15 protein-coding genes are annotated in these 23,736 nt (G+C 60.5%); 10 read left to right on the top strand and 5 right to left on the bottom strand.

The genetic code is table 11. From position 1 onward, the window contains the following. The first annotated feature begins 1 nt into the window (after position 1). The 9 genes from bcsZ (at position 2) to PMI28_RS22410 (ending at position 15,361) form a co-directional block, all read left to right on the top strand. Complete coding sequence (bcsZ, locus tag PMI28_RS22370; RefSeq protein ID WP_081501389.1) at positions 2–1,243, top strand: cellulose synthase complex periplasmic endoglucanase BcsZ; 1,242 nt, start codon at positions 2–4, stop codon at positions 1,241–1,243. Next, the gene (locus tag PMI28_RS22375) at positions 1,219–5,079 is read left to right on the top strand and encodes a cellulose biosynthesis protein BcsC (RefSeq protein WP_007983747.1); all 3,861 of its coding nucleotides are present in this window, start codon (positions 1,219–1,221) and stop codon (positions 5,077–5,079) included. The genes bcsZ and PMI28_RS22375 overlap by 25 nt, the downstream gene beginning before the upstream one ends. A gap of 17 nt (positions 5,080–5,096) precedes the next feature. Continuing rightward, complete coding sequence (locus PMI28_RS22380; protein ID WP_033063136.1) at positions 5,097–5,765, top strand: SGNH/GDSL hydrolase family protein; 669 nt, start codon at positions 5,097–5,099, stop codon at positions 5,763–5,765. Beyond that, positions 5,762–6,436, top strand: coding sequence for an alginate O-acetyltransferase AlgF (locus tag PMI28_RS22385; RefSeq protein WP_007983745.1), 675 nt, complete (start codon positions 5,762–5,764; stop codon positions 6,434–6,436). The genes PMI28_RS22380 and PMI28_RS22385 overlap by 4 nt, the downstream gene beginning before the upstream one ends. A 19-nt stretch (positions 6,437–6,455) precedes the next feature. Then, entirely contained in the window at positions 6,456–7,865 is a 1,410-nt protein-coding gene (locus PMI28_RS22390) for an MBOAT family O-acyltransferase (RefSeq protein WP_007983744.1), read from the top strand. Positions 7,866–8,081: 216 nt separating this feature from the next. Then, positions 8,082–9,212: an alginate O-acetyltransferase AlgX-related protein gene (locus tag PMI28_RS22395; RefSeq protein WP_007983743.1), complete on the top strand. Its 1,131-nt coding sequence runs from the start codon at positions 8,082–8,084 to the stop codon at positions 9,210–9,212. A 273-nt stretch (positions 9,213–9,485) separates the two neighbouring features. Further along, a complete protein-coding gene (gene mexE, locus PMI28_RS22400) occupies positions 9,486–10,739 on the top strand; it encodes a multidrug efflux RND transporter periplasmic adaptor subunit MexE (RefSeq protein ID WP_007983742.1) in 1,254 nt (417 codons plus the stop codon). A 12-nt stretch (positions 10,740–10,751) separates the two neighbouring features. After that, positions 10,752–13,940 carry an efflux RND transporter permease subunit gene (locus tag PMI28_RS22405; RefSeq protein WP_007983741.1) on the top strand — a complete coding sequence of 1,063 codons (3,189 nt, stop codon included), beginning with the start codon at positions 10,752–10,754 and terminating at the stop codon, positions 13,938–13,940. Continuing rightward, positions 13,940–15,361 (top strand): efflux transporter outer membrane subunit, encoded by a 1,422-nt coding sequence (locus PMI28_RS22410; protein ID WP_007983740.1) that lies wholly within the window; start codon positions 13,940–13,942, stop codon positions 15,359–15,361. The genes PMI28_RS22405 and PMI28_RS22410 overlap by 1 nt, the downstream gene beginning before the upstream one ends. A gap of 175 nt (positions 15,362–15,536) precedes the next feature. On the opposite strand, the gene PMI28_RS22415 is transcribed toward PMI28_RS22410, so the two are convergent. The 3 genes from PMI28_RS22415 to PMI28_RS22425 are packed head-to-tail and all read right to left on the bottom strand — an operon-like array spanning position 15,537 to position 18,832. Next, a complete protein-coding gene (locus PMI28_RS22415; protein WP_007983738.1) occupies positions 15,537–16,502 on the bottom strand; it encodes an HlyD family secretion protein in 966 nt (321 codons plus the stop codon). Positions 16,503–16,506: 4 nt separating this feature from the next. Next, the gene (locus PMI28_RS22420) at positions 16,507–16,707 is read right to left on the bottom strand and encodes a DUF1656 domain-containing protein (RefSeq protein WP_007983736.1); all 201 of its coding nucleotides are present in this window, start codon (positions 16,705–16,707) and stop codon (positions 16,507–16,509) included. After that, on the bottom strand, positions 16,697–18,832 hold the full coding sequence (locus tag PMI28_RS22425) for an FUSC family protein (RefSeq protein WP_007983734.1): 2,136 nt from the start codon (positions 18,830–18,832) through the stop codon (positions 16,697–16,699). The genes PMI28_RS22420 and PMI28_RS22425 overlap by 11 nt, the downstream gene beginning before the upstream one ends. A 215-nt stretch (positions 18,833–19,047) precedes the next feature. On the opposite strand from PMI28_RS22425, the gene PMI28_RS22430 reads away from it, so the two are divergent. After that, positions 19,048–20,103 carry a tetratricopeptide repeat protein gene (locus PMI28_RS22430; protein ID WP_007983732.1) on the top strand — a complete coding sequence of 352 codons (1,056 nt, stop codon included), beginning with the start codon at positions 19,048–19,050 and terminating at the stop codon, positions 20,101–20,103. Positions 20,104–20,321: 218 nt separating this feature from the next. On the opposite strand, the gene PMI28_RS22435 is transcribed toward PMI28_RS22430, so the two are convergent. Beyond that, the gene (locus tag PMI28_RS22435) at positions 20,322–23,234 is read right to left on the bottom strand and encodes an RHS repeat-associated core domain-containing protein (RefSeq protein WP_007983730.1); all 2,913 of its coding nucleotides are present in this window, start codon (positions 23,232–23,234) and stop codon (positions 20,322–20,324) included. 118 nt (positions 23,235–23,352) lie between these two features. Then, complete coding sequence (locus PMI28_RS22440) at positions 23,353–23,730, bottom strand: response regulator (RefSeq protein ID WP_007983728.1); 378 nt, start codon at positions 23,728–23,730, stop codon at positions 23,353–23,355. Positions 23,731–23,736 lie beyond the last annotated feature (6 nt).

Here is a 23,736-nt window from a genome sequence, read left to right as displayed (position 1 = left end):
CATGCCTGTGTCGTCCATGAGCAGTCGGGGTGTTTCGCTTCGCCAGTGCCTGCGCGGTAATGCGCGCAGGTTGAGCGCTGTGCTTGCGTTCGCCCTGCTGGCGCCGGCGATAGCGGCCGCACAATCCTGCGAGCCGCCGGCCTGGCCACTGTGGCAAAGCTATGCAACGCGCTTCGTCCAGGCCGACGGCCGGGTTCTGGAATCGAGCCTTGAGAACAATCACAGCACTTCTGAAGGGCAGGCCTATGGCATGCTCTTCGCACTGATCGGCAACGATCAGCCACGCTTTGACAAACTCTGGCGCTGGACATCAGCCAACCTCGCAGGCTCCGCCACCGCCACCCGCCTGCCGGGCTGGTTATGGGGGCAAGGCAAGGACGGTCAGTGGCGCCTGCAAGACGCCAATTCAGCCGCCGACGCCGACCTGTGGATCGCCTACGCCCTGCTCGAAGCCGCACGCCTGTGGCATCGGCCGGACTATCACCAGGACGCCCTGCACCTGATGGCGACGATCGAAGCGCAATTGGTCGTCAAGCTGCCCGGACTGGGCCCGATGGTATTGCCCGGACCACAAGGTTTCGTCCAGCCGGACGCTCTCTGGCGCCTGAACCCCAGCTACCTGCCACTGCCACTGTTACGGCGGCTGGCCAAGGAAGCCCCCGCCGGGCCCTGGCAAGCGATTGCCAACAACACCGCGACGATGATTGCCCAATCAAGCCACCACGGTTTTGTCGCTGACTGGGTCGGTTATCAAGGCACTTCAGCGCAATCGGGAGTCTTCGTCAGCGACCCGATCAACGGCGACACGGGCAGCTACGATGCCATTCGCGTGTACCTCTGGCTGGGCATGAGTGATACCTCCGAACCGCTGGCAGCGCTCCTGCTCAAACGGCTGGACGGCATGGCCCGCAGCACTGTCGCGACAGGTTCCCCCCCGGAAACTGTTCAGGTTCTGCACGGCAGTGTTCAGGGTCAGAGCCCTTTCGGATTCCGCGCTGCGCTGATTCCGTACCTCCAGGCCAAGGGGCACCCCCGTTTGGCCGATCAGCAACGGCACCGCGTGGAACTCGCCTTGCGCGAGGCGCTGGCCAGGCCTGATGCCGACGCAGGTCCGCCGCGTTACTACAACTTCATGCTCAGCCTTTTCGCGCTCGGCTGGGCAGATAACCATTATCGATTCCGGGAAGACGGAACGCTGAAACTCTCCTGGGAGACCGCATGCACGCGCACCACCGCACGCTAGCCATCGCCGTCATGAGCGCATGGACGGCTGCTGCCCACGCTCAAAGTCCGACGCCACAGACATTGCTCGTCGAACAAGGCCAGTACTGGCAGTCGCGCAAGAACCCTCAACGCGCTGCGGAGGTCTGGCAAAAAGTCCTGCTGCTGGACCCGGTCCAGGTTGACGCACTGTATGGCCTGGGCCTGATTGGCGTGCAACAGGGCAACTCACAACAGGCGCAGCAAAATCTCGCCCGCTTGCAGGCCATCCAGCCTCCGCCTCGGCAGGCACTGCAATTGGCACAGGACATCGCCCTGGCCCAGCCGCAGAACCAGCAGCGTCTGGAGGAGGCTCGGCGCCTGGTCGATGCCGGTGAGCGCGACAAGGCGACCACGGTGTTTCGTTCGCTGTTCGATGGCCGTCCACCTCAAGGTACGATTGGCCGCGAGTATTACAACAACCTCGCCTTCAATCAGGCTGACTGGGCTGAAGCACGCAGCGGCTTTCAGCGGCTGCAACGTGAAATGCCCAACGATTCGATCGTCGCGCTGTTTTACGCCAAGCATCTGATCCGCCGTGAAGACAGCCGTGCCGAGGGCATTCGCGCTTTGGCCGCGCTGACCCAGCGTACCGACATTGCCGGTGATGCCGATGAAAGCTGGCGCCTGGCGCTGACCTGGATCGGCCCACCCAATCTCGCACAAGTGCCATTGTTCGAGACGTACCTCAAGACGCATCCGGATGATGGCGAAATCCGGGCGCAGATGAACAAGGGCAAGCAACAGGCAGCAACGACGGCCGGCAAGGAATGGCAACCGCCCGCCGACGTCGCGCACGGCCTGAAGGCGCTCAAAGAAGGTGATCAGGTCACCGCCGAACAGGCGTTTCAAGCGCGTTTGAACACCCGGCCCGACGATGTTGACGCGCTGGGTGGCCTTGGGGTTATCCGCCAGCAACAACACCGACTGGCCGAAGCGGAAAAGCTCCTGGGTCAGGCCACGCGACAACGCGACGGCAGCCATTGGCAAGCCGCGCTGAATGAAGTGCGCTACTGGTCGGCATTGCAACAGGCCCGCGACGCCCAGGCCAAAGGCCAGGCAGGCCAGGCACAGGTCTTGGTAAACCAGGCGCTGCAGCTCAATCCAAACGGGGCGGACGCCCGCCTCGCCCTGGCGGACATTCAGGCCAACGCGGGGCAGTTCGATGACGCTCAGCGTAACTATCGCCAAACGTTGAACCTGCGCCGCGACGACCCTCAAGCACTGGAAGGGCTGGTCAATGTGCTGCTCAAGAGCGGCAAGAACGATGAAGCCCTGCAACTGATCAACAGCCTGCCAGCCACCGGACAGACCAGGATCGGCCAGTCCGCACGCCTGCAAGCCTTGCGCGCGACGCAACTGGCCGCCCTCGCCGAACAACGCAACGACCTGCCCGCTGCGCGCAGCGCCTTGCAAGACGCGCTGCGCTACGAACCGGACAACATCTGGACGCGTTTCGCCCTGGCCCGCCTGAACCTGGCGATGGGCGAACCGCAAAAGGCGCGGGACCTGATCAACGCCATGCTCCAGGCCCACCCCGACAATGCCGATGCGCTTTACGTCAGCGCTTTGTTATCGGTGCAGATGGGTGAGTGGAAAGCCGCCCAGACAACGTTAGGACGCTTGCGCCCCGACCAGCGCACCGCGGACATGGAAGCGCTGGCCGCCGACGTCAGCTTCAACCTGCAACTCAGCCAGGTGATCGAATTGGGCAAGCGCGGACAGCGCCAGGAAGCCCTGACCTTGCTCGAGCGCATTCAACCGATGACCAACAACAGTCCAGACCGCACGGCGAGCCTGGCCTCGGCCTATGTCGACATCGGCGAACCGACCCGTGCGCTGGCCCTCATGCGCGGCCAGTTGCAAAACACCGCTGCGCCCTCGGCGGACTTCATCCTGCAATACGCCGCTGTGTTGCTTAAATCCGGAGAAGACGCACAGGTCAACGAGATTCTGCGCGATCTTCAGAGCAGGCCCCTGAACGCGCCGGCTCGCAAGCGTTTCGACGACCTGCTCTATCTCTATCGCATCCGCCAGGCTGATCAGTTGCGTGAGCGAGGCGATCTGGCCAACGCCTATGACACGCTGGCGCCCGCACTGGCGCAACGTCCCGGTGACAGCACTGCCGTCGCGGCCCTGGCGCGGATGTACGCGGCCAACCGCGACACGGCAAAAGCCCTCGATCTCTACAAACCGCTGTTACAACGTCAGCCAAACGACCCGCAACTGCTGTTGGGTGCCGCCGACGCGGCGGTGTTGGCACATGACGCGGCCTTTGCCGAACAGGCATTGCAACAGCTGCTCAAGACCGAATCCGGCAATCCTCAAACGCTGACAGAGGCTGCCCGCCTCTACCAGAACATGGGCAAGACCGGCACGGCGACCGATCTGCTGCGCAAAGCCGTGGCCATTGAACAGAGCGAGAAACGCAGAAGCCAGGGCGCCCAACTGGCAGGTTCAACAGTGGCGCCCAACCCTTTTGCCGGGGTGTCGGGCTCACGTAACGAAGCCAGTCGCGACACCTTGCTGGCAGCCATTCCGCCACCGGTACAAGAGAAGCCAGGCCGCATGACGTCCCACACCTCTTTTGTCATCGGCGCTTCGCCAAAACCGCAGCAAGCGAGCAATCCATTCGAGTCGCAACAGCCGCGCGCAGCACTCGTGAGCGAGGACATCAGCCCCGCGCAACTGGCGCTGAATAAAATCCTTCAAGAGCGCAGTGCCTACGTCACCCAGGGCGTGAGCATTCGCAGCAACAACAGTGAGTCGGGGTTGAGCAAGCTGACCGATATTGAAACACCGCTGGAAATCAATATTCCGCTGGATGAAAGCCGAATCGCGCTGCGCGTGACGCCCGTCTCGCTGAACGCCGGCAGCGTCAGCAGCGAAGCGCTGTCGCGTTTCGGTAACGGTGCGCAGAGCGGCAATGCCGGTTCGCAAAAAGCCGAAGGTGTTGGCCTTTCCGTCGCCATTCAACGGCCTGCTGACGGGCTCAAAGCCGATCTTGGCACCACCCCGCTCGGCTTCAAGTACTCCACCGCGACGGGCGGCATCAGCATTGATCGCCCCGTGAGCGACACCTCCAATGTCCGCTACGGCGTGAGCGTTTCCCGGCGCCCGGTGACGGACAGCGTCACCTCGTTTGCCGGCACCACGGACAAACGCAGCGGGCAGTCCTGGGGGGGTGTGACCGCCAACGGCGGACGCGGCCAGTTGAGCTTTGACGACAACGAAGTCGGCGCCTATGGCTACGCCTCCTGGCACCAGCTATTGGGCAACCATGTCGAGTCCAACAACCGCAGTGAGCTGGGCAGCGGTGTGTACTGGTACCTGCAAAATGCAACGGACAGCAAGCTGACCGTCGGCCTGAGCATGACCGGCATCAGCTACGCCAACAACCAGGACTTTTTCACCTATGGCCACGGTGGCTATTTCAGCCCGCAGACATTCTTCGCCCTCGGCGTGCCAGTGACCTGGGCACAACGCTCCGGACGCTTGACGTACCAGGTCAAGGGTTCGGTCGGCGTACAGCATTTTGAACAGGACAGCGCCGACTATTTCCCGACCGACAAAGCCCTGCAGACGGCCTCGGGCCTGCGCTACGCCGGGCAAAACAAAACCGGGATCGGCTACAGCGTCGCCGCGGCGGCTGAATACAAGTTCGCGTCGAACTTCCTGCTGGGCGCCAATCTGGGCCTGGACAACGCCCACGACTACCAACAACTCAGCGGTGCCCTGTCTTTGCGCTACCAGTACGAGGAGATCAGCGGCCCCATGAGCCTGCCGGTCAGCCCGTACACCTCGCCTTATTCCAACTGATCATTCTGGAGCTTTCGATGCCCACTTCTGCCCTTGCCGGCCTGACTCTTCTTGTTCTTGGGGAGAGCCACATGAGCCTCGCGGACCATTTGCTGGAGCCGCTGCACGACAACCTGACGCGCCAGGGCGCCCAGGTCCACTCCATCGGTGCCTGCGGCGCCAGCGCCGGCGACTGGCTGATCAGTAAAAAAGTCGACTGCGGCGCCGAGCGCAAAGGCAACGACAAGATCGTGATCAAGGGGCGCGAGGCAACCACCACACCGATCCAGGACCTGATCGCCGCTGACAAGCCCGACCTGGTGGTGCTGGTCATCGGCGACACCATGGCGTCCTATGACAAGCCAGTGTTTCCAAAGGCTTGGGCATGGCAAAGCGTCACCGGCCTGGCCAAGGCCATTGCGGCCACCGGGACCCGTTGCGCCTGGGTAGGCCCGGCCTGGGGTAAAGCCGGTGGCATGTACCAGAAAAATGATGCCCGCACCCAATTGATGTCGCAGTTTTTGGCCGCGAACGTGGCGCCTTGTACCTACATCGATTCGCTGGCGCTCTCCAAACCCGGGCAGTGGATCACCACCGATGGGCAGCACTTCACCGTCGCCGGTTATCAATCCTGGGGCAATGCGATTGGTGGTGCGTTGGCCAAACTGCCCGCCGATACCGTCAGCAGCACAGGAGCCGGCAAATGAGCCGATCCGCATGTGGCTGGGCGCTGTTCGCGCCCTTGATGCTGAGCCTGCACGCCCAGGCCGCCGACATTGCCCTGTACCCGACGGGCCCGGATCAGGACTCGGCCTTCCTGCGCTTTATCAACGCCGCCGACCGCCCCTTGCAGCTGCTGGCCGAAGGCTCGCGGGCCAGCCTCAGGCTCGAGGGTTCGAATGCCGTGTCCGACTACCTGCCCGTCCCAGCCAACCAGCCGATCAAGGGCACCCTGGAACTCAACGGCAAAAGCCAGCCGCTGGACATCCAGGTGGCGGCAGGCGAATTCGCCAGCGTGATCGCACTGCCGGACAGCGCTCAAGGTATCCGCCAGGTCGTCATCCGTGAGCAACCCGACGACTTCAATAGCCTGAGAGCCTCGCTGGCGTTTGTCAGCGCTGATCCAGCATGCACCCAGGCCGGTTTGCGCGCTGCGGGAAAAAACGCCGACCTGTTCAAGGAAGTGGCCGACGGCAGCGTACAACGCCGAGCGATCAACCCGGTCAGCCTGTCGGTTCAATTGGTCTGCGCCCAAACCAACGTCGGTGCCCCGCTTGACCTGGGCCAGCTCAAGGCCGGCGAGCGCTACAGCGTTGTGCTGCTGCCGGGCGTAAATGGCCCGTACCTGCTGCTGGCGACTGACGTCCTGGCCCACTGATCCGGATCGCGCCACCACCATGGTTTTTGCCTCTCTCGAGTTTCTGACGTTGTTCCTGCCGCTGTTCCTGTGCGCCTATGCAGTGTGCCCAGCGGCGTGGCGCAACGTCACGTTACTGATCGGCAGCTGGCTGTTCTATGGCTGGTTGAGCCCACGGTTCCTCGCGGTGCATGTGATCCTGACGATCACGGCGTGGACCGGTGGCCTGCTGATAGACGCCTTGCGGGAAGAAGGCAAAGGCCGCGTGCGGCTACTCGCGACGCTGATCGTGCTCAACACGGCGGTGCTGTGCTGGTACAAGTACGCCAACATCGTTGCCGGCACGTTGATCGATATCATCACCGGGTACGGCGTCCTGCCCCCGGACTGGCAGCGGATCATCATGCCGGCCGGGCTGTCGTTCATCGTCTTGCAGGCGATTTCCTATCTGGTGGATGTGCATCGCCGTACCGTGCCGGTTGAACGCAGCTTCATTGACTACGCCACTTACATTTCGATGTTCGGCCATTCGGTCGCAGGCCCCATCATTCGCTATGACTGGGTTCGGCGTGAGCTGAATCAACGTTACTTCAACCTGCAGAATTTCTCGCTGGGCGCACGCCGGTTCATGGTCGGGATGTGCATGAAAGTCCTGGTGGCCGACACCCTTTCGCCGGTGGTTGACGTGGCATTCAATGTGCAGAACCCAAGTTTCTCTGATGCCTGGATCGGCTGCCTGGCCTACTCCCTGCAACTGTTCTTCGACTTCGCCGGCTACAGCGCAATGGCCATTGGTCTGGGCCTGATGCTGGGTTTTCACTTCCCCGAGAACTTCGACCGTCCGTATCTGGCCAACAGCATCCAGGACTTCTGGCGCCGCTGGCATCTATCGCTGTCCAGTTGGTTACGTGACTATCTGTACATTTCGCTGGGCGGCAATCGCAACGGCACCTGGAAAACCTACCGCAACCTGTTCCTGATCATGGCCATCGCCGGCCTCTGGCACGGCGGTGATAGCTGGAATTATCTGCTGTGGGGCAGCGCCCATGGCATTGCGTTATGTGTGAACCGTGCCTGGAACAGCTCCACCCTGCCCCCGGTACCGCCGGTGCTGTCCCATGGGCTGACACTGCTGTTCGTCTGCCTGGCCTGGACACTATTCCGCGCCCCCGACTTTCACAGCGCGCTGAACCTGTATGCCGGACAGTTCGGCCTGCAGGGCATCGCCCTCGGTGACGAACTGTCCGTGACCCTGCGCCCGGTACACGGCCTTGCGGGTTTGCTGGGTGTGTTCGGTGTCGTCGCACCGTTAATGCGCCCTTACTGTGAGAAACAACTGGGCGGCATTGCGTTTTACACCGCCGCCCTTTGGCCCGTCGGCGGTTTCGTGCTGTCGTTCGCACTGATCGCCAGTCGCGAAACCGTACCCTTCCTGTACTTCCAATTCTGATGACGACGCCAAAGCACACCCCGCCCCCCGTAGCAGCTGACGAGCCTGCGAGGCTGCGTTCGAGGACCAAGTCCTCGCAAATCCTGCGCACACTGTTTGCATGGAAGAACTCGTTGCTTGATTTAACGACTGCTTCGCAGTCGAACGCAGCCTCGCGGGCTCGGCAGCTGCTACGGACACGGTGCTACGCCGTATTTCAATGTTGTGGAGATACCTATGCCCACTCAGCCAGATGATCTGGCGACACGCAGCAGTCGGTTGGCAGGCTTGGCGCTGCTGATATTCCTGTTCGTCGGACTGCTGTCCTCTGGCGGTCTGATCGTTTCAGGGCAGATCTCGCTATTACCCGATAAAGTGCTGACCCCGCAGTTTTTTGACGGCGATATCACACACCGGATTGCCAAGGAACTGTCAAACGCTCAACTGCCCACGACCTTCGCCGAGCTGGAGCGCGGTGTCAGCTGGCTGCTCCTGAGTGACACCGGGCCAAGGGTTCGCTCGGGTTGTCCTGACTGGTTATTTTTGGCTGATGAGCTCAAGATCAATCATCAAGCACAGCGCAATGCCGATGCCAAAGTCCAGGCAGTGATTGATCTGAAGCAGCAGCTCTCGCAACGAGACATCAGCCTGCTGGTGGTCATCGTTCCAGACAAGAGCCGCATCGCTTACGAGCAGCGTTGCGCACTGCAGCGCCCAGCCGCTCTCGAAGGGCGCATCCAGGCCTGGACCTCGAAGCTGGACATGGGTGGCGTGTCGAATCTGGACCTCACCGGTGCGCTGACGCCACTGGGGGCCAGTGCCTGGTTGCGCACCGATACGCACTGGAGTGAATCCGGCGCGAAGGCGGCGGCCAATGCCATCACACAGCGCCTGAAGACCCTGGGCATCAGCGCAACGCCACGCAGGTCGTTCGACGAAAGTCATGCCCCGCTCGCGGTGCGACCTGGCGATCTGGTCCATCTGGCGGGCATCGACTGGCTGCCGCTCAAATGGCAGCCCGCCCCCGAAATGGTCGCCCAAACCAGCACCCACGAACTTCCTGTTGCGTCAGTCGCCAGCCCTGACACTGAGGCAGACCTCTTTGGCGATGCCGACCTCCCCAACACCGCGCTCATCGGCACTTCATTCTCGCGCAACTCCAACTTCGCCGGGTTTCTGCAGCAGGCACTGGGCGCCCCCGTGGGTAACTTCGCCAAAGACGGCGGAGCGTTCTCTGGCGCTGCAAACAGCTACCTCAACAACCCGGCCTTCAAAGAAACGCCGCCAAAGCAGATCATCTGGGAGATCCCGGAGCGGGACCTGCAATCGGCTTACATCGACCCCATTGTCTTTCGCCCGTTGCGATAGGCCATGCTCTGCCGTGTAGCAAACGACGACGTGATCGTCAGAATTCTTCATGACGCCATGGAGTCACTCGGTTTCGAGTCGAACTTTTGCATCCAATGCAACACACAATTGTCATCAAACCAGTTGATGGCGACCAAACGCAGGGCGCAGTCTAGAGGGCTGGCTTGGTCCTTATATCATTCCGAATGATAGTTACCTTTGGCCCATTCGATTCGTGAGATATAAGCTCGCCGCGCATTATTCGCCAATCTCAACACATTGGCGGATGCATCCATGGAACAGTCACTCAAACATTTGCGCTTCCCGTTGGCTTTGTTGGCCGTCGTGGTGATCAGCGCTTGCGGCAAGGCCCCGGAAACCGCCGCCACGATGCCGGCAGCCAAGGTCAGCGTGGCCAAGGTGCTGGAGCAACCGGTCAACGAGTGGGACGAATTCACCGGGCGCCTGGAAGCCCCGGAAACTGTCGAGATTCGTCCACGGGTCTCCGGCCAGATCGATGAAGTGGCGTTCACTGAAGGCGCGCTGGTCAAGAAAGGCGACCTGCTGTTCCAGATCGACCCGCGTCCGTTCCAGGCTGAGGTCCGCCGCCTCGAAGCACTGGTTGCACAATCGCGCGCCAATGCCACCCGCAGCGAAAACGAAGCCCAGCGTGGTGAACGCCTGCGCACCAGCAATGCCATTTCCGCCGAACTGGCCGATTCGCGTACCAGCGCCGCTCAGGAAGCCCGCGCCGCCGTCGGTGCCCTGCAAGCGCAACTGGACCTGGCCAAGCTGAACCTGAGCTTCACCCGCGTCACCGCACCAATCAGCGGCCGCGTCAGCCGTGCCGAAATCACCGCCGGCAACCTGGTGACCGCCGACACCACCCCGCTCACCAGCGTGGTTTCCACCGACAAGGTCTACGCCTATTTCGATGCTGACGAGCGTGTGTTCCTCAAGTACACGCAACTCGCTCGCCAGGGCAAACGCGGCGACACCACTCCGGTGTACATGGGCCTGTCCAACGAAGACGGCAACCCGCACCAGGGCCAGATGAACTTCGTCGACAACCAGGTCAATCCGAAAACCGGCACCATCCGTGGTCGCGCGGTGTTCGACAACAGCGATGGCAGCTACACCCCGGGCCTGTATGCACGTCTGAAACTGGTGGGCAGCGGCACCTACAACGCCATGCTGATCAACGATGAAGCGGTCGGTACCGACCTTGGCAAAAAGTTCGTGCTGGTGATGGATGCCGACAACAAGACCGCCTACCGCGCAGTGGAACTGGGTCCGAAGCTTGAAGGCTTGCGCATTGTGCGCAACGGCCTGAACAAGGACGACACCATTATCGTCAAGGGCCTGCAACGGGTACGTCCTGGTTCACCGGTCACGCCTGAAGTGATTCCGATGGCCAGCGAACAAACCCTCGCGGCACTCGCACAACAACGCCAAGCGCTGGAAGCCAGCAACCTGCCCCAAGTCGCGCCTGTCAAGGTTGCACCGGGTACGGCTGTGAAACTGGCCGCCACGACCCCACGCGGTTAAGGGATTTCCAAGATGAATTTTTCCCAGTTCTTCATTTCGCGGCCGATCTTCGCAGCGGTTCTATCGCTGCTGATCCTGATCGCCGGTGCGATCTCGCTGTTCCAGTTGCCGATCAGCGAATACCCGGAAGTGGTGCCGCCGACCGTGGTGGTGCGCGCCAACTTCCCGGGTGCCAACCCTAAAGTCATCGGTGAAACCGTGGCCGCTCCGCTGGAGCAAGCCATCACCGGCGTCGAGAACATGCTGTACATGTCCTCGCAATCCACCGCCGACGGCAAGATCACCCTGACCATCACCTTTGCCCTGGGTACCGACCTGGATAACGCACAGGTGCAGGTGCAGAACCGCGTGACCCGGACCGAGCCGAAACTTCCCGAGGAAGTGACGCGCATCGGTATCACCGTGGACAAGGCATCGCCCGACCTGACGATGGTTGTGCACTTGACCTCGCCGGACAAGCGCTACGACATGCTGTACCTGTCCAACTACGCCCTGCTCAACATCAAGGATGAGCTGGCGCGCCTGGGCGGTGTCGGCGATGTGCAGTTGTTCGGCATGGGCGATTACTCGCTGCGAGTGTGGCTCGACCCGAACAAAACCGCTTCACGCAACCTGACTGCAACCGACGTCGTGACCGCGATTCGCGAGCAGAACCGTCAAGTGGCGGCCGGTGCATTGGGTGCGCCTCCTGCACCGAATGCCACCGCATTCCAATTGTCGGTCAACACCCAGGGTCGTCTGGTTTCCGAGGAAGAGTTCGAGAACATCATCATTCGCTCTGGCGACAACGGTGAAATCACTCGCCTCAAGGACATCGCCCGGGTTGAGCTGGGCTCCAGCCAGTACGCCCTGCGTTCGCTGTTGAACAACCAACCGGCCGTGGCAATCCCGATCTTCCAACGCCCGGGCTCCAACGCCATCGAGATCTCCAACGAAGTGCGGTCGAAAATGGCCGAGCTGAAGAAGAGCTTCCCCGAAGGCATGGACTTCAGCATCGTCTATGACCCGACGATCTTCGTGCGCGGCTCCATCGAGGCGGTGGTTCACACCCTCTTCGAAGCACTGATCCTCGTGGTACTGGTGGTCATCCTGTTCCTGCAAACCTGGCGCGCCTCGATCATTCCGTTGGTGGCGGTGCCGGTATCGCTGATCGGTACTTTTGCCGTGATGCACCTGTTCGGTTTCTCGCTCAACGCCCTGTCGCTGTTCGGCCTGGTATTGGCCATCGGTATCGTGGTGGACGACGCCATCGTGGTGGTGGAGAACGTCGAGCGGAACATCGAGCTCGGACTGACGCCGGTCGAAGCCACCAAACGCGCCATGCGTGAAGTGACCGGCCCGATCATTGCGACGGCGCTGGTGCTGTGCGCGGTGTTCGTCCCTGCGGCATTTATCTCCGGCCTGACGGGTCAGTTCTACAAGCAATTCGCCCTGACCATTGCCATCTCGACAGTGATCTCGGCCTTCAACTCGCTGACCCTTTCGCCAGCACTGGCCGCGGTATTGCTCAAAGGTCATGACGCGCCGAAAGACCGTTTCTCCAAGGTGCTGGACAAGATCTTCGGTGGCTGGCTGTTCCGTCCGTTCAACCGCTTCTTTGAAAAAGCCAGCCACGGTTATGTCGGCACGGTTGCCCGTGTGATCCGCTCAAGCGGTATCGCCCTGCTGCTGTACGCCGGCCTGATGGTCCTGACTTTCTTCGGTTTCTCCAGCACACCGACCGGTTTCGTACCCGGCCAGGACAAGCAATACCTGGTGGCCTTCGCGCAACTGCCGGATGCGTCGAGCCTGGACCGCACCGAAGACGTGATCAAGCGCATGTCCGAGCTGGCCCTGAAACAGCCTGGCGTGGAAAGTGCCGTGGCCTTCCCTGGCCTGTCGATCAACGGCTTCACCAACAGCCCGAACGCCGGCATCGTGTTCGTGACCCTGAAACCGTTCGACCAACGTAAAGACCCGAGCATGTCCGCCGGTGCGATTGCCGGTGCCTTGAACGGCCAATACGCGAACATTCAGGAAGCCTACATGGCGATCTTCCCGCCGCCGCCGGTACAAGGCCTGGGCACTATTGGTGGTTTCCGCCTGCAAATCGAAGACCGGGGCAACCTGGGCTACGAAGAGCTGTACAAGGAAACCATGAACATCATCGCCAAGAGCCACAGCGTGCCGGAACTGGCCGGCCTGTTCACCAGCTATACGGTGAACGTGCCGCAGGTCGATGCCGCCATCGACCGGGAAAAAGCCAAGACCCACGGTGTGGCCGTCAGCGACATCTTCGACACCCTGCAGATCTACCTGGGTTCGCTGTATGCCAACGACTTCAACCGCTTTGGCCGCACCTATCAGGTCAACGTTCAGGCCGAACAGCAGTTCCGCCTCGAATCCGACCAGATCGGCCAGCTGAAGGTGCGTAACAACAAAGGCGAGATGATCCCGCTGGCGACCTTCATCAAGGTCAGCGACACCTCGGGCCCGGACCGCGTGATGCACTACAACGGCTTCATCACCGCTGAAATCAACGGTGCGGCAGCCCCCGGCTACAGCTCCGGCCAGGCCGAAAAAGCCATCGAGAAACTGCTCAAGGAAGAACTGCCGAACGGCATGACCTACGAATGGACCGACCTGACGTACCAGCAGATTCTGTCCGGCAACACCGCGCTGTTCGTGTTCCCGCTCTGCGTACTGCTGGCGTTCCTGGTACTGGCGGCTCAGTACGAAAGCTGGAGCCTGCCGCTGGCGGTGATCCTGATCGTACCAATGACCCTGCTGTCGGCCATTACCGGGGTGATTGCCTCCGGTGGTGATAACAACATCTTCACCCAGATCGGCCTGATCGTACTGGTGGGCCTGGCCTGTAAGAACGCGATCCTGATCGTCGAGTTTGCCAAGGACAAGCAACTGGAAGGCCTCAACCCGCTGGCTGCGGTTCTGGAAGCCTGCCGTCTGCGTCTGCGGCCGATCCTGATGACCTCCTTCGCGTTCATCATGGGTGTTGTGCCGCTGGTGTTCTCCAGCGGTGCCGGTGCCGAAATGCGCCACGCCATGGGTGTAGCGGTGTTCTCCGGGATGCTCGGCGTGACCTTCTTCGGTCTGTTGCTGACGCCAGTGTTCTACGTACTGATCCGTAACTTTGTCGAGCGCGGCCAATCGCGCAAAGCCGCCAAGGCGCAGAAACTGGATAAGCAGCTGGAGTCTCATTGATGAGTTTGAAAGCCTTTCTGCCGAGCCTGCTGGTACTGGCCCTGAGTGCCTGTGCCGTCGGCCCGGACTACAAGACCCCAGCCACGGAACCGGCGAACATCACCACCGCCACCGACGGCGCGGCCGGTCAGAAAAACTTTGACCGTTCGCGTTTCGAAGGCATCTGGTGGCAGCAGTTCGAAGACCCGACGCTCAACCAGTTGGTGACCGAATCGCTCAAGGGCAACCGTGATTTGCGCGTCGCCTTTGCCCGCTGGAAAGCGGCCCGGGCCATCCGCGATGACATCAGTAACGACAACTTGCCGGTCGTCAGCAGTCGTGTCAGCAGTGACTTGGGCAAGGGCCAGATTCCCGGCCAGACCACCGACCGGGTCAACAGCGAACGCTACGACCTCGGCCTGGACATGGCCTGGGAGATCGACCTGTTTGGTCGTATCCAGCGCAACCTGGAATCAGCGAATGCCGAGCAACAGTCGCTTGAAGCCGATCTGTATCAGCTGCAAGTGACCATGATTGCCGAACTGGTGGATGCCTACGGTCAACTGCGCGGTGCGCAACTGCGGGAAAAGATCGCCCTGGCCAACCTGGAAAACCAGCAGGAGTCGCGCAAGATCACCATCAACCTGCGTGATGCCGGCGTCGGCGATCAGCTCGATGTCGAACGTGCCGATGCCCGCCTGGCGTCGGTCGAAGCCAGCGTGCCGCAATTGCAGGCTGAGCAGGTTCGGGAGAAGAACCGTATCGCCACTTTGCTCGGTCAGCGCCCGGACAAATTGGCCGTGGACCTGAGCCCGAAAGACTTGCCGGCGATTGCCAAGGCCTTGCCGATCGGTAATCCGGGTGAACTGCTGCAACGCCGGCCGGACATTCTCAGTGCCGAACGCAAACTGGCGTCGGCCACGGCGCGGATCGGCGTGGCCAAGGCGGATCTGTTCCCGCAAGTCAGCCTCAGCGGCTTTCTTGGCTTCACCGCCGGGCGTGGTTCGCAAATCGGTTCCTCGGCGGCCAATGCCTGGGCGCTGGGCCCGAGCATAACCTGGGCGGCGTTCGACCTGGGCAGCGTGCGCGCCCGTTTGCGCGCCGCCGATGCCGATGCCGAAGGCGCCCTGGCGACCTACGAGCAGCAAGTGTTGCTGGCCCTGGAAGAATCGGAAAACGCGTTCAGCGACTACGGCAAACGCCAACAGCGCCTGATCTCGCTGATTCGTCAGAGCGAGTCCAGCCGTTCGGCCGCCGACCTGGCGGAGATCCGCTACCGCGAAGGCACCGCCGATTTCCTCGTATTGCTCGACGCCCAGCGTGAACGCCTGGCCGCCGAAGACTCCCAGGCCCAGGCTGAAGTCGACCTGTATCGCGGCATCGTCGCGATCTACAAGGCCCTCGGCGGTGGCTGGCAGCCGGAGACGGTCGCGAGCAATTAACCCGATGGCTTAAAGCCCCTTTGGTTGGCCGCAACCAACCAATTCCTTCGCCCTGCGTCTCATTCGGTCGCGGGGCTTTTTTTGCCTATCAAAAACAACACATCCCACACAGGGGGGTATTAAGCAATTTCAGCTGCTACAGATCGCATTACCGCTTAACTGACTGGTATTAGGGTTAATGCGGGTCTTTTGATTTGTGGTTTTCCTGGACGGTCACGGTGGCCGTGGTCCCCGCCCTGAGCTTGTCTTTACCGGCATAGTCGGTGTCGATCTGGATCCGCACCGGCACCCGCTGCGCCAGTTTGATCCAGGTGTAACTGGGGTTGATGTTGGCCAGCAGGCGGCCGCCCGGCAGGTTTTCCCGGTCGGCAATGGCGAAGGCAATGCTCTGCACTTTGCCGCCGAACGTCTCGCCACTCATCAATTCGATTTTGACCCGGTCGCCCTCCCCGATCCGCGGCAACTTGGTTTCTTCAAAGTAGCCACTGACATAGAACGAGTCGCTGTCCACCAGCGCCAGTAATGGCCCACCGGCCGAGGCGTAGTCGCCCTCCCGGGTAAGAAGATTGGTGACGTAGCCGGTCACCGGGGATACAACATGGGTACGCTGCAAATCGAGTTCAGACTGGGTCAATGCCGCGATGGCCAGTTGCACGTTGGCCTGGGCTAACACCAGATTTGCCTGATTACGCAGTAAATCAGCCTGGGCAACCGATACATCGGTGTTGGCTTTTTCCCACTCTTCCCCGGAAATCGCCGAACGGTCCTTGAGCGTACGCCGCCGCTGCTCTTCGCTCTGTCGTTGTTTGAGCAATGCTTCGCTGGCGGTAATAGTCGCCTGGGCCTGCCCAAGTGAGGCTTTGGCCACCTCCACCGCGCGTTTGGCATGCTCCACCGCAAGGGTGTAACGCGCCGGGTCGATCTCCAGCAGGGCCTGGCCCTTGTCCACGTGTTGGTTGTCCTGCACGGCCAGGCTGACGATTCGCCCCGAAACATCGGCGGACAAGGTCACCACATCGGCACGCACCCTGGCATCCCGGGTCCAGGGGGCGCGGGTGTAATGCTCCCAGGCGAACCAGCCCAGGATGAAGGCCAGAAGTACCACCGCAACTGTCGAGAGTCGGGAAAGGATGTTCTTCAAGGCATCAGGCTCCCATCACCAGAATCAATGTAGCGCAGACGCAGGCGTACAACGCGCCTTCAAACAACGCTTCGTGCCAGACAAACCGCAGCACTCCGAGGCGGCGCAACGTCCAGTCCAGCAACAGAAAAATCGGCAGGCCCAGCAGCAGTGCCTGGGCAATCGGGGGCAGATAGGCACCACCCACTTCCAGATCAATGGGCAAGGACGGGATCTCCTTCAAGGCCTGAGGCTTCAAAATAACGGCGATAACGTTCGACGAACGACACTACGATCAACAGCGCTACACGCATGCGAAACACTGACCACAAGTGTTCATGGACATTGGTATGCAAGGCATCCAGTTCGTCGCCCAAGGTGTGGAGGCTGTCCAGCACCTGAGTCACTTCGATTCCGGGCCGGCCGGCGACCAGTCTCCCGGTGTCCCGGACCGTCGAAAACAAGCGGTTTTGCACTGGCGGGCTCAGCAGTGCGTTGTTCTGCCCTTGTTGCCTGAGCTGGCTCAAGGCAATGCCCAGTGCCATACAGGCCAGGCTGACTTGAAACAGCTCACGCGATTGTGGCTCCTGGGTCGCCGGCAGCAACCCCAGCATCATGGTCAGGCGATCAACCATGCGGCTTTCGAAAGCAAACTGCTGTTCATCGCTCGCCGAGGTTTTCAGCAAGGCGTGCACCTGCTCGCAGTTTTCTCTGTAGAGCCGGCGCATGCGTAAATCCGGCCTGAACGGAAAGATCAGCGCATAGACACTCAACGCCAGCACGGTCGCGCAGGTGTAGGCCCCGGCAAACTCAAACCACTGGATGGCGGTGTTTTGACCAATCCCCACGTTCAACGGGCCGAGCAACAGAAAAGTCGTGAGCCCCAGGCCTATGCCGGTACCTGTGGTGGGTGGACTGGCCAGCCCCACCGCGACGGCGTAGAGCAAAGGCGCCAGCAGCAAGGCAAGCATCTCGAAGTTGCTGATCATCGGGACAAACATGAACTGAAGAAGCGCCGAGGCCACCAATGCCAGCCCGAATCCCCTTGCATAGCTTTGAACCGCCAGCAACGGCCGTGGAAACGTCGACATCAGCGAGCAAAGGATTCCCAGCAGCACCATTCCGCCTCGCGCACCGTCCCAGCCGGTTTCGATCCAGATCAGGCCGGCAATCAACAGCGCGGAAAAGGCCCGGACGGCATTCATGGTCGCCAGGGTAAAATCCAGATGCAGCGGGTTTTCACGCCCGCGAAACACACTGCTGGCGGGCCGCCCGCTCTGGATCGCATCGCTCAATTCCAGAATCTGCTCCAGTTGCTGCAGCAGACGCGCTTGCTCCCAGCGCAGCGACCAGGCCAGCGAGCGCAAGGTGGCCGGCAGCGGCTCGGTCAATTGTTCGGCCCTGTACGCCAGCTCATCGAAGCGTTTTTGCAGCGACGTGAAGTGATGGCGTTGTTCACTGGACAGCGAACGCCCCTGCTGCGCCAGTTCATCGAGAAAGGCCAGTTCTTCGGCGCGTAATCGTTGAATTTCCTCGGGCAACTCGCCCTCCCAGCGCTCGGTCAACAACAGCCGCTGATGGCGCAGAGCGGTCAGCCGTGCGGTCAACAACACCAGTTCATTGCCCAATAGTTGCACCAGGCCGTTGGCACTGCGTAACCGTGGCGCATCGAAGTACATGTGCCGACGCACGCCCTCCAGGCCGCTGATCTGGCCCAACAGCTGCATTTGCCGGTGCTGGAAATCCGCTTCGCTTTCTTCGGTGCGGATGACGGCGCTGGCATGGGTAGCCAGCAACCGGGTGATTTGATCGATCCTGGCGAAATAATCCCGGGCCACGGCTTCCGGCCTGGCAGTGAGCAGGCTGACCACGCACACGCAGGCGACGGCCAGCAAGGTTTCGGTGAGGCGCGTCACCGCCAGCAAAAAGGTGCCATCCTGATCGGGAATCGCCAGCAACGCGATGACCACGGCGGTGTAGCCACTGAGCACGAATGCCCCGGAACTGGTGTAGCGCAACAGCGTGCCACCGGCGGTGCACAGCGCCAGCCACAGGGCCAGGGTGGTGATGAAAGGCAGCGGTGCCTGCGGAAAAATCGCCATGATAGCCACCGCGACAACCGCGCCCATCGTGGTGCCGATCACCTGGCCAAAGCTGCGCGCCAGCACCATGCCACCCAGTGGCTGGCTGATGATGACCACGGCCATGATCGACCATTTGGGCTGATCCAGATCGAACAGGAACGCCAGGTACAGGGTCAACAAACCGGCCGCTATGGTTCGCAGGGCAAACAGCAACACCCCGGGTCCGGGGTTGAGCATGGCCTTGAAGTACTGCAGCAACGCTTGCATGGGAACGCTCGTCGAGACACCTCCAGCAAGCGTAGTCACTGCAGCGGTGCCAAGAGAGGTTTTGCTGTCGACACAGCCTGTAGGCCCATTCTTTGCCGGCTGAAGGTTTTTTCAACCGTTTGAATCGAGCGTAAACGTCGTCAAGGTTTGACTCAACGCGTTGCCTGACCGAAGCTTGCGCCTTTGCAAAAGCTCGCCAGCTTCCGGATTCCTGCATGCCCAAGTCCCGCCGCTATCTGTTTATCAGCCTCTTTGCCCTGCTCGTCATCGGCCTTGCGTGGTTTTCCCTTCGCGATACCACCCCGGTGGTTCCCGAAGCTATCCAGCATGGCTACAGCGAAGCGCTGGCGGCAGCCCGGGCCGGCAAGCCAGGTGCCGCGCGCGTGCTCTATCAGCAATTGGCCCGTCCGGACCTGTCCCCCAAGCGTCGTGTCTGGCTGCATGCCGAGCTGCCCAATTATCCAAGCTCGGTGGCCCTGAAACTGGCGGATGCCGACTTGCAGAACGAATCGCCCGAGGTGCGTATCGCCGCGATCAAGAGCATCAGCGGCCTGGTACCGAGCGGCCAGCGCAGTTTATTGCTGGGGCCATTGCTCGACGACAGCGAACAAAGCGTACGACTGGCCGCAATCAACGCGCTGCTGGGGTTGTCCCCGGATGAACTGGGTTTGTATTTCGGGCCACTGGAGCAAGCCATCGACGCCTGGGAGCAAGTGCTCAAGAACCCACCGCAAAGCGCCGACAACCAATACCAACTGGCCCGCCTGCACCTGCACAATGCCGAGCTCAAGGAAGCGCAACTGGCGCTGGACAACACCCTGCACCTGGCGCCAGACAACCTGCCGGCGCTGGTGCTGCAAATCGAGGTGCTCGATAAACAGGGCCAGAACGACGCCGCCCGGCAGCTGTTGGCCAGGCAACTCCAGGCGCAACCCGATTCAGCCTACCTGCAACATGCCCTGGGGCTCTGGATGCTGCATCACGAGCAAAGCGAATTCGCCCTGCTCGGCCTGTCCAAGGCCGTCGAACTTGAGCCGAACAACCGGGATTACCGCTACGACCTGGCTACCACGTTGCACGGCGAGCAGGAGCTGGAAGCAGCGCAGAAACAATTGCAGGAAGTTGTTCAGCGCCATCCGAATGACCGCAAGGCCCGGGTGTTGCTGATTAATTACTGGAAGGAAAGCGGTCAACTGCAAAACGTGCAGATCCTGTTGGCGCAACTCGAGCAGATGAATCCCGATGATCCGGCGTTGCAACAAGGGCTTTAACCCCGACGGAAATTTCGTTGATTACGTGATACTCAGTGTCACCGACACCGGCCTTGGCATGCCGCAAAGCATCAACTGCGCCTTCGCCCCCTTTCACCAGCCTTCGTCCGGGTATGCCGTTAATTACCAAGCCGTTTACCTTCGATCTCTTGATGGCGAAGGTGCGGGAGATGATTTGCTACTTGTAGCGTTCGCTCATGATCAATATGCCTCAATCGCTAAACTGTGGCCAAAAACTTACGGGTTCCCACCATGTTGTCTACTGCTCGTTGGCGATAGCCATTCTGGACCCTCTGTCCTATCAACGGATCGAGTTCGGCGATCGGATTGACCGTATGCAAAATGCTATCCGCGACCGGATGTGTTTGCGTAAAACTTTCATGACCTGCACCTTCGAGGCTTACAACTACCCAGTCCATTGAATTCGAGTACGTAATATCCATAAGCACGTTGTGCCCAAATTGTTTCAATCCGGCATCAAGTTCTTCCCAGCCTGGAAAACTCAATTCGCTACTCGGAATGTAACTGGTATCCACATTACCCAGACGGCGAATAGCGGCACCAGCAATCTGCTTGATACTTCCGGTAATAAAACCTTGAAGCACAGGGTTTAGCCCGGAAACCTGCGGTAGATAGGCTCCCTCAAGAACTCCGGTAGCGAGGTTCACTCCCCCTTCGAACACCACCGACCAACCCCCTGACGGTGTGTTGTTCTGTATGGATGGTCCAACTCCTGATGTGAAGCTAGACATTCCAGCTTCGAAGGCTCGACTGGTGGTGCGAGCTAAACTCCCCAAAGGGTCAGGACTTAAATAGCCTGATGCCGCGCCCATTCCGGCACCCAGCACATATCCAGTGAATCTGATGGGAACCGTCGCAAAGCGGCTCCTCAATCGATGGTTTCTTATATAGTTTTCCGCCAAGCCGCCGCCGGCGTATCCATGGGCTACAGCGCTCATTGCAGCATTAGCGCCTCGCAATGTAGAGCCCGCTGTTGTTTCCAACAGGGTTGAGACTCCTACACTGGCGAGTTCACCTGTGGCGCTTGCTACCCCTCCCCGAACCACGTCTGCAACACGAGCACCGACCCATTGAACGGTCGACGTCCTCTGTGCAGCCTGGCCCCCCTGTTCCATTAACGATAAATCGTTACCCGCCAGCCCATGCACATCCACAAAGCGAACAGGATTGCCCCCCACCATCCGATACAGGTTCAACCCATCTATCGCTCCCGCCGGATCGGCACTCAACCAACGCTGTCGCCACGGCATGTAATACCGAAACCCGTAGTAATACAGCCCCGTCGCGTCCCGTTCCTGCCCTGAATAACGGACTGTCTTGTAGCTGGCCTCAACCCGGTCCCGACCTGCCCACCAGGCTGTGCCGCCGTAGGGATAGTAGCTTTCCTGGCTGATGATCCTGGCGTCTTGATCCAGTTCCAGTGTGCTGGATTCCTGATGATCGGCAAGACAGTAACGCAACTGATGCCGGGCACCGTCCGGTGGCGATCCCCTTTCCCAGTGCAGGATCCGCACGGTACATCTACCGCTCTGGACACTGATGACATGCAGGGTCTCATCCGGAGTTGTACGAATCTCGACCCCCGGCAAGTAGCGGGTCTCATGGATACGGATCAATGTGCCAGTATCAGCCGTACGGATTTTTCGCACACGCTGGTCATCGCCGTCATAGATATAGATCTCCGAGTCAGCCGGTTCATTCTCCCGCACCACCTGATCGACCTGACGCAAGCGGTTGCGTGCGTCCCAGTGCAGAGTCTGTCCCCGTTGAAGCACATTGAGATTGCCGCAGGCGTCATAAGCTGCATCAATTTCACTGTCCCCGGGTGATTCGATGCCATCGCTCCAAGGCAAACTTCGGTTGCTCAAGGTTGCAACGGCCGTTCGCTCGGTTCGATTTGCGCTGTCAGCGTGGTGATGCAGAACCTCCAGGTTGCCACCGGCGTCGTAGTCGAACGTCTGGAGATAGTTCTCAAGCTGGCCAGGATCCGGTGGCGAAACGAAAGCCGGCAAATGGGGGCCGCCGGGGGCATTGCATCGCTGTCGGCCGCGGGCTTCGATGAGTTGGCCGAGGGTGTCGTACTGCCAGGTATTGATCGCGGCAACGCTCTGATTGCGCGAGTAACGGATCGACTGAGTGGCGTCAGTCATACGAATCGGGTTACCGACGGGATCATAGGCATACGTCAGACTCTGCAACGGCGGCTGACTTGCCAGCTGCGCTTGCAGCGTTGCCAGCCGCCCATCCTCGGGAGCGAAAACGGCGCGTGTTACCACGCCGTTGCCGGCCTTTTGCTGCACGATTTGTCCGAAGGCGTTGTATTGAATGTCCCCCGCCAGGGTGATTTCATCATCGGTGTTGGCCAGCCTGATGCGGGTTTTGAACAACTCACCGGCAACGGTCTGACGCTGCTTTTGCTCGTTGCCCAAAACGTCAACATGCCGTACCCACTCACCAACGCTGTTAAAGCTCATTTGCGTGAGTGCTCCTTGAGGCTCGAGCAATTTGTCACGTTCGGTTTCGTTCTCCGGCCAGTCGGGTACCTGAAGGTGGGCCAGAAAACGTCGGGTTTGATGCAGAGGTGCACCGAGCACACCAAACTCGGTGAAGTACTGAGTGCCCGCACAGTCATCGTGGCGGATCAGTTGACCGCAGCGATTGTGTCTGACGGACTCCTCCAACCCGTCACCGTATGCAAAACAAGCCGTTTGCTGCTCTTCGCCCATCGCTGACTCAAAACCGCGCGCAGGGCGCAGTGATGAATCGTAGGTCATGCGCAGGTAATTACGTTTCTGATCCCAATCTTCCAGCCTTTGCCCGGCAGCACCGTAAAGACTCAACCGCCACCCGGCATCCACGCTGATGGAGAGCATGGGCAGCCCGCTCAGGGTGGTGATCGTGGTTTGATTGGCGGGCGCTGCCCCATCGTATTCATGAAGGGCAAAAAGCCGCGGGTCACGGCTGTGACTGGCGCGGTTGCGGGTACTGTAGATATGTTGGGTGATGCGTGCCTGAGGGGCTTGCTGGTCCGAACGCCGGTGATAGGCAATTTCACGTACGACGGCGCGACGCGGATCATTCACTGAGAGTGCCGGTGTATGTCTGTGCATTGCCTTCGCTCCGGATTGACATGCAAGAATTAGCCGCATGACATCCGAAACGTTTATCTGCTGATACACCACCACCGTCAACTGTCAGAAATTACAGGTACAAGAGCCAACAGCGCACTTACGAAAGCATGTCCTGCATCAGTTCCTGCAATTTATCCAGATCGAACGGCTTTTCGAGAATCGGCGCCTTGCGCGTGATCGGGCTGTCCGTCTCGCGGATTTCCTGGGCGTAGCCGCTGATGAAAATCACCTTGAGTTCCGGTCGCAGCTTCACCGCGGGCTCGGCGATCTGCACGCCGGAGATGCCACCGGGCAGGCGGAAGTCGGTGATCATCATGTCCAGGTGCGGTTTGCTCGCCAGGATTTCAAACGCCTGCTCGCCGTTTTCGGCCTGCAATACGCGGTAACCCTCGCCCGACAGATAAGCGGACAGCACCATCAGAATCGAGGGATCGTCCTCGACGACGAGTACTACATCTTGTGCATCTTCGCTCATGGGAAG

The sequence above is a fragment of the Pseudomonas sp. GM48 genome (genome assembly GCF_000282335.1).
Classification (GTDB): domain Bacteria; phylum Pseudomonadota; class Gammaproteobacteria; order Pseudomonadales; family Pseudomonadaceae; genus Aquipseudomonas.
The sequence above is the reverse complement of the archived record's forward strand: the minus strand, read 5'-3'. Positions and strand labels throughout refer to the sequence as shown.

Bases quoted from the DNA above. Each gene is read 5' to 3' on its own strand.
- bcsZ (WP_081501389.1), top strand. From the start codon at position 2: ATGCCTGTGTCGTCCATGAGCAGTCGGGGTGTTTCGCTTCGCCAGTGC.
- PMI28_RS22375 (WP_007983747.1), top strand. From the start codon at position 1,219: ATGCACGCGCACCACCGCACGCTAGCCATCGCCGTCATGAGCGCATGG.
- PMI28_RS22380 (WP_033063136.1), top strand. From the start codon at position 5,097: ATGCCCACTTCTGCCCTTGCCGGCCTGACTCTTCTTGTTCTTGGGGAG.
- PMI28_RS22385 (WP_007983745.1), top strand. From the start codon at position 5,762: ATGAGCCGATCCGCATGTGGCTGGGCGCTGTTCGCGCCCTTGATGCTG.
- PMI28_RS22390 (WP_007983744.1), top strand. From the start codon at position 6,456: ATGGTTTTTGCCTCTCTCGAGTTTCTGACGTTGTTCCTGCCGCTGTTC.
- PMI28_RS22395 (WP_007983743.1), top strand. From the start codon at position 8,082: ATGCCCACTCAGCCAGATGATCTGGCGACACGCAGCAGTCGGTTGGCA.
- mexE (WP_007983742.1), top strand. From the start codon at position 9,486: ATGGAACAGTCACTCAAACATTTGCGCTTCCCGTTGGCTTTGTTGGCC.
- PMI28_RS22405 (WP_007983741.1), top strand. From the start codon at position 10,752: ATGAATTTTTCCCAGTTCTTCATTTCGCGGCCGATCTTCGCAGCGGTT.
- PMI28_RS22410 (WP_007983740.1), top strand. From the start codon at position 13,940: ATGAGTTTGAAAGCCTTTCTGCCGAGCCTGCTGGTACTGGCCCTGAGT.
- PMI28_RS22425 (WP_007983734.1), bottom strand. From the start codon at position 18,832: ATGCAAGCGTTGCTGCAGTACTTCAAGGCCATGCTCAACCCCGGACCC.
- PMI28_RS22430 (WP_007983732.1), top strand. From the start codon at position 19,048: ATGCCCAAGTCCCGCCGCTATCTGTTTATCAGCCTCTTTGCCCTGCTC.
- PMI28_RS22435 (WP_007983730.1), bottom strand. From the start codon at position 23,234: ATGCACAGACATACACCGGCACTCTCAGTGAATGATCCGCGTCGCGCC.
- PMI28_RS22440 (WP_007983728.1), bottom strand. From the start codon at position 23,730: ATGAGCGAAGATGCACAAGATGTAGTACTCGTCGTCGAGGACGATCCC.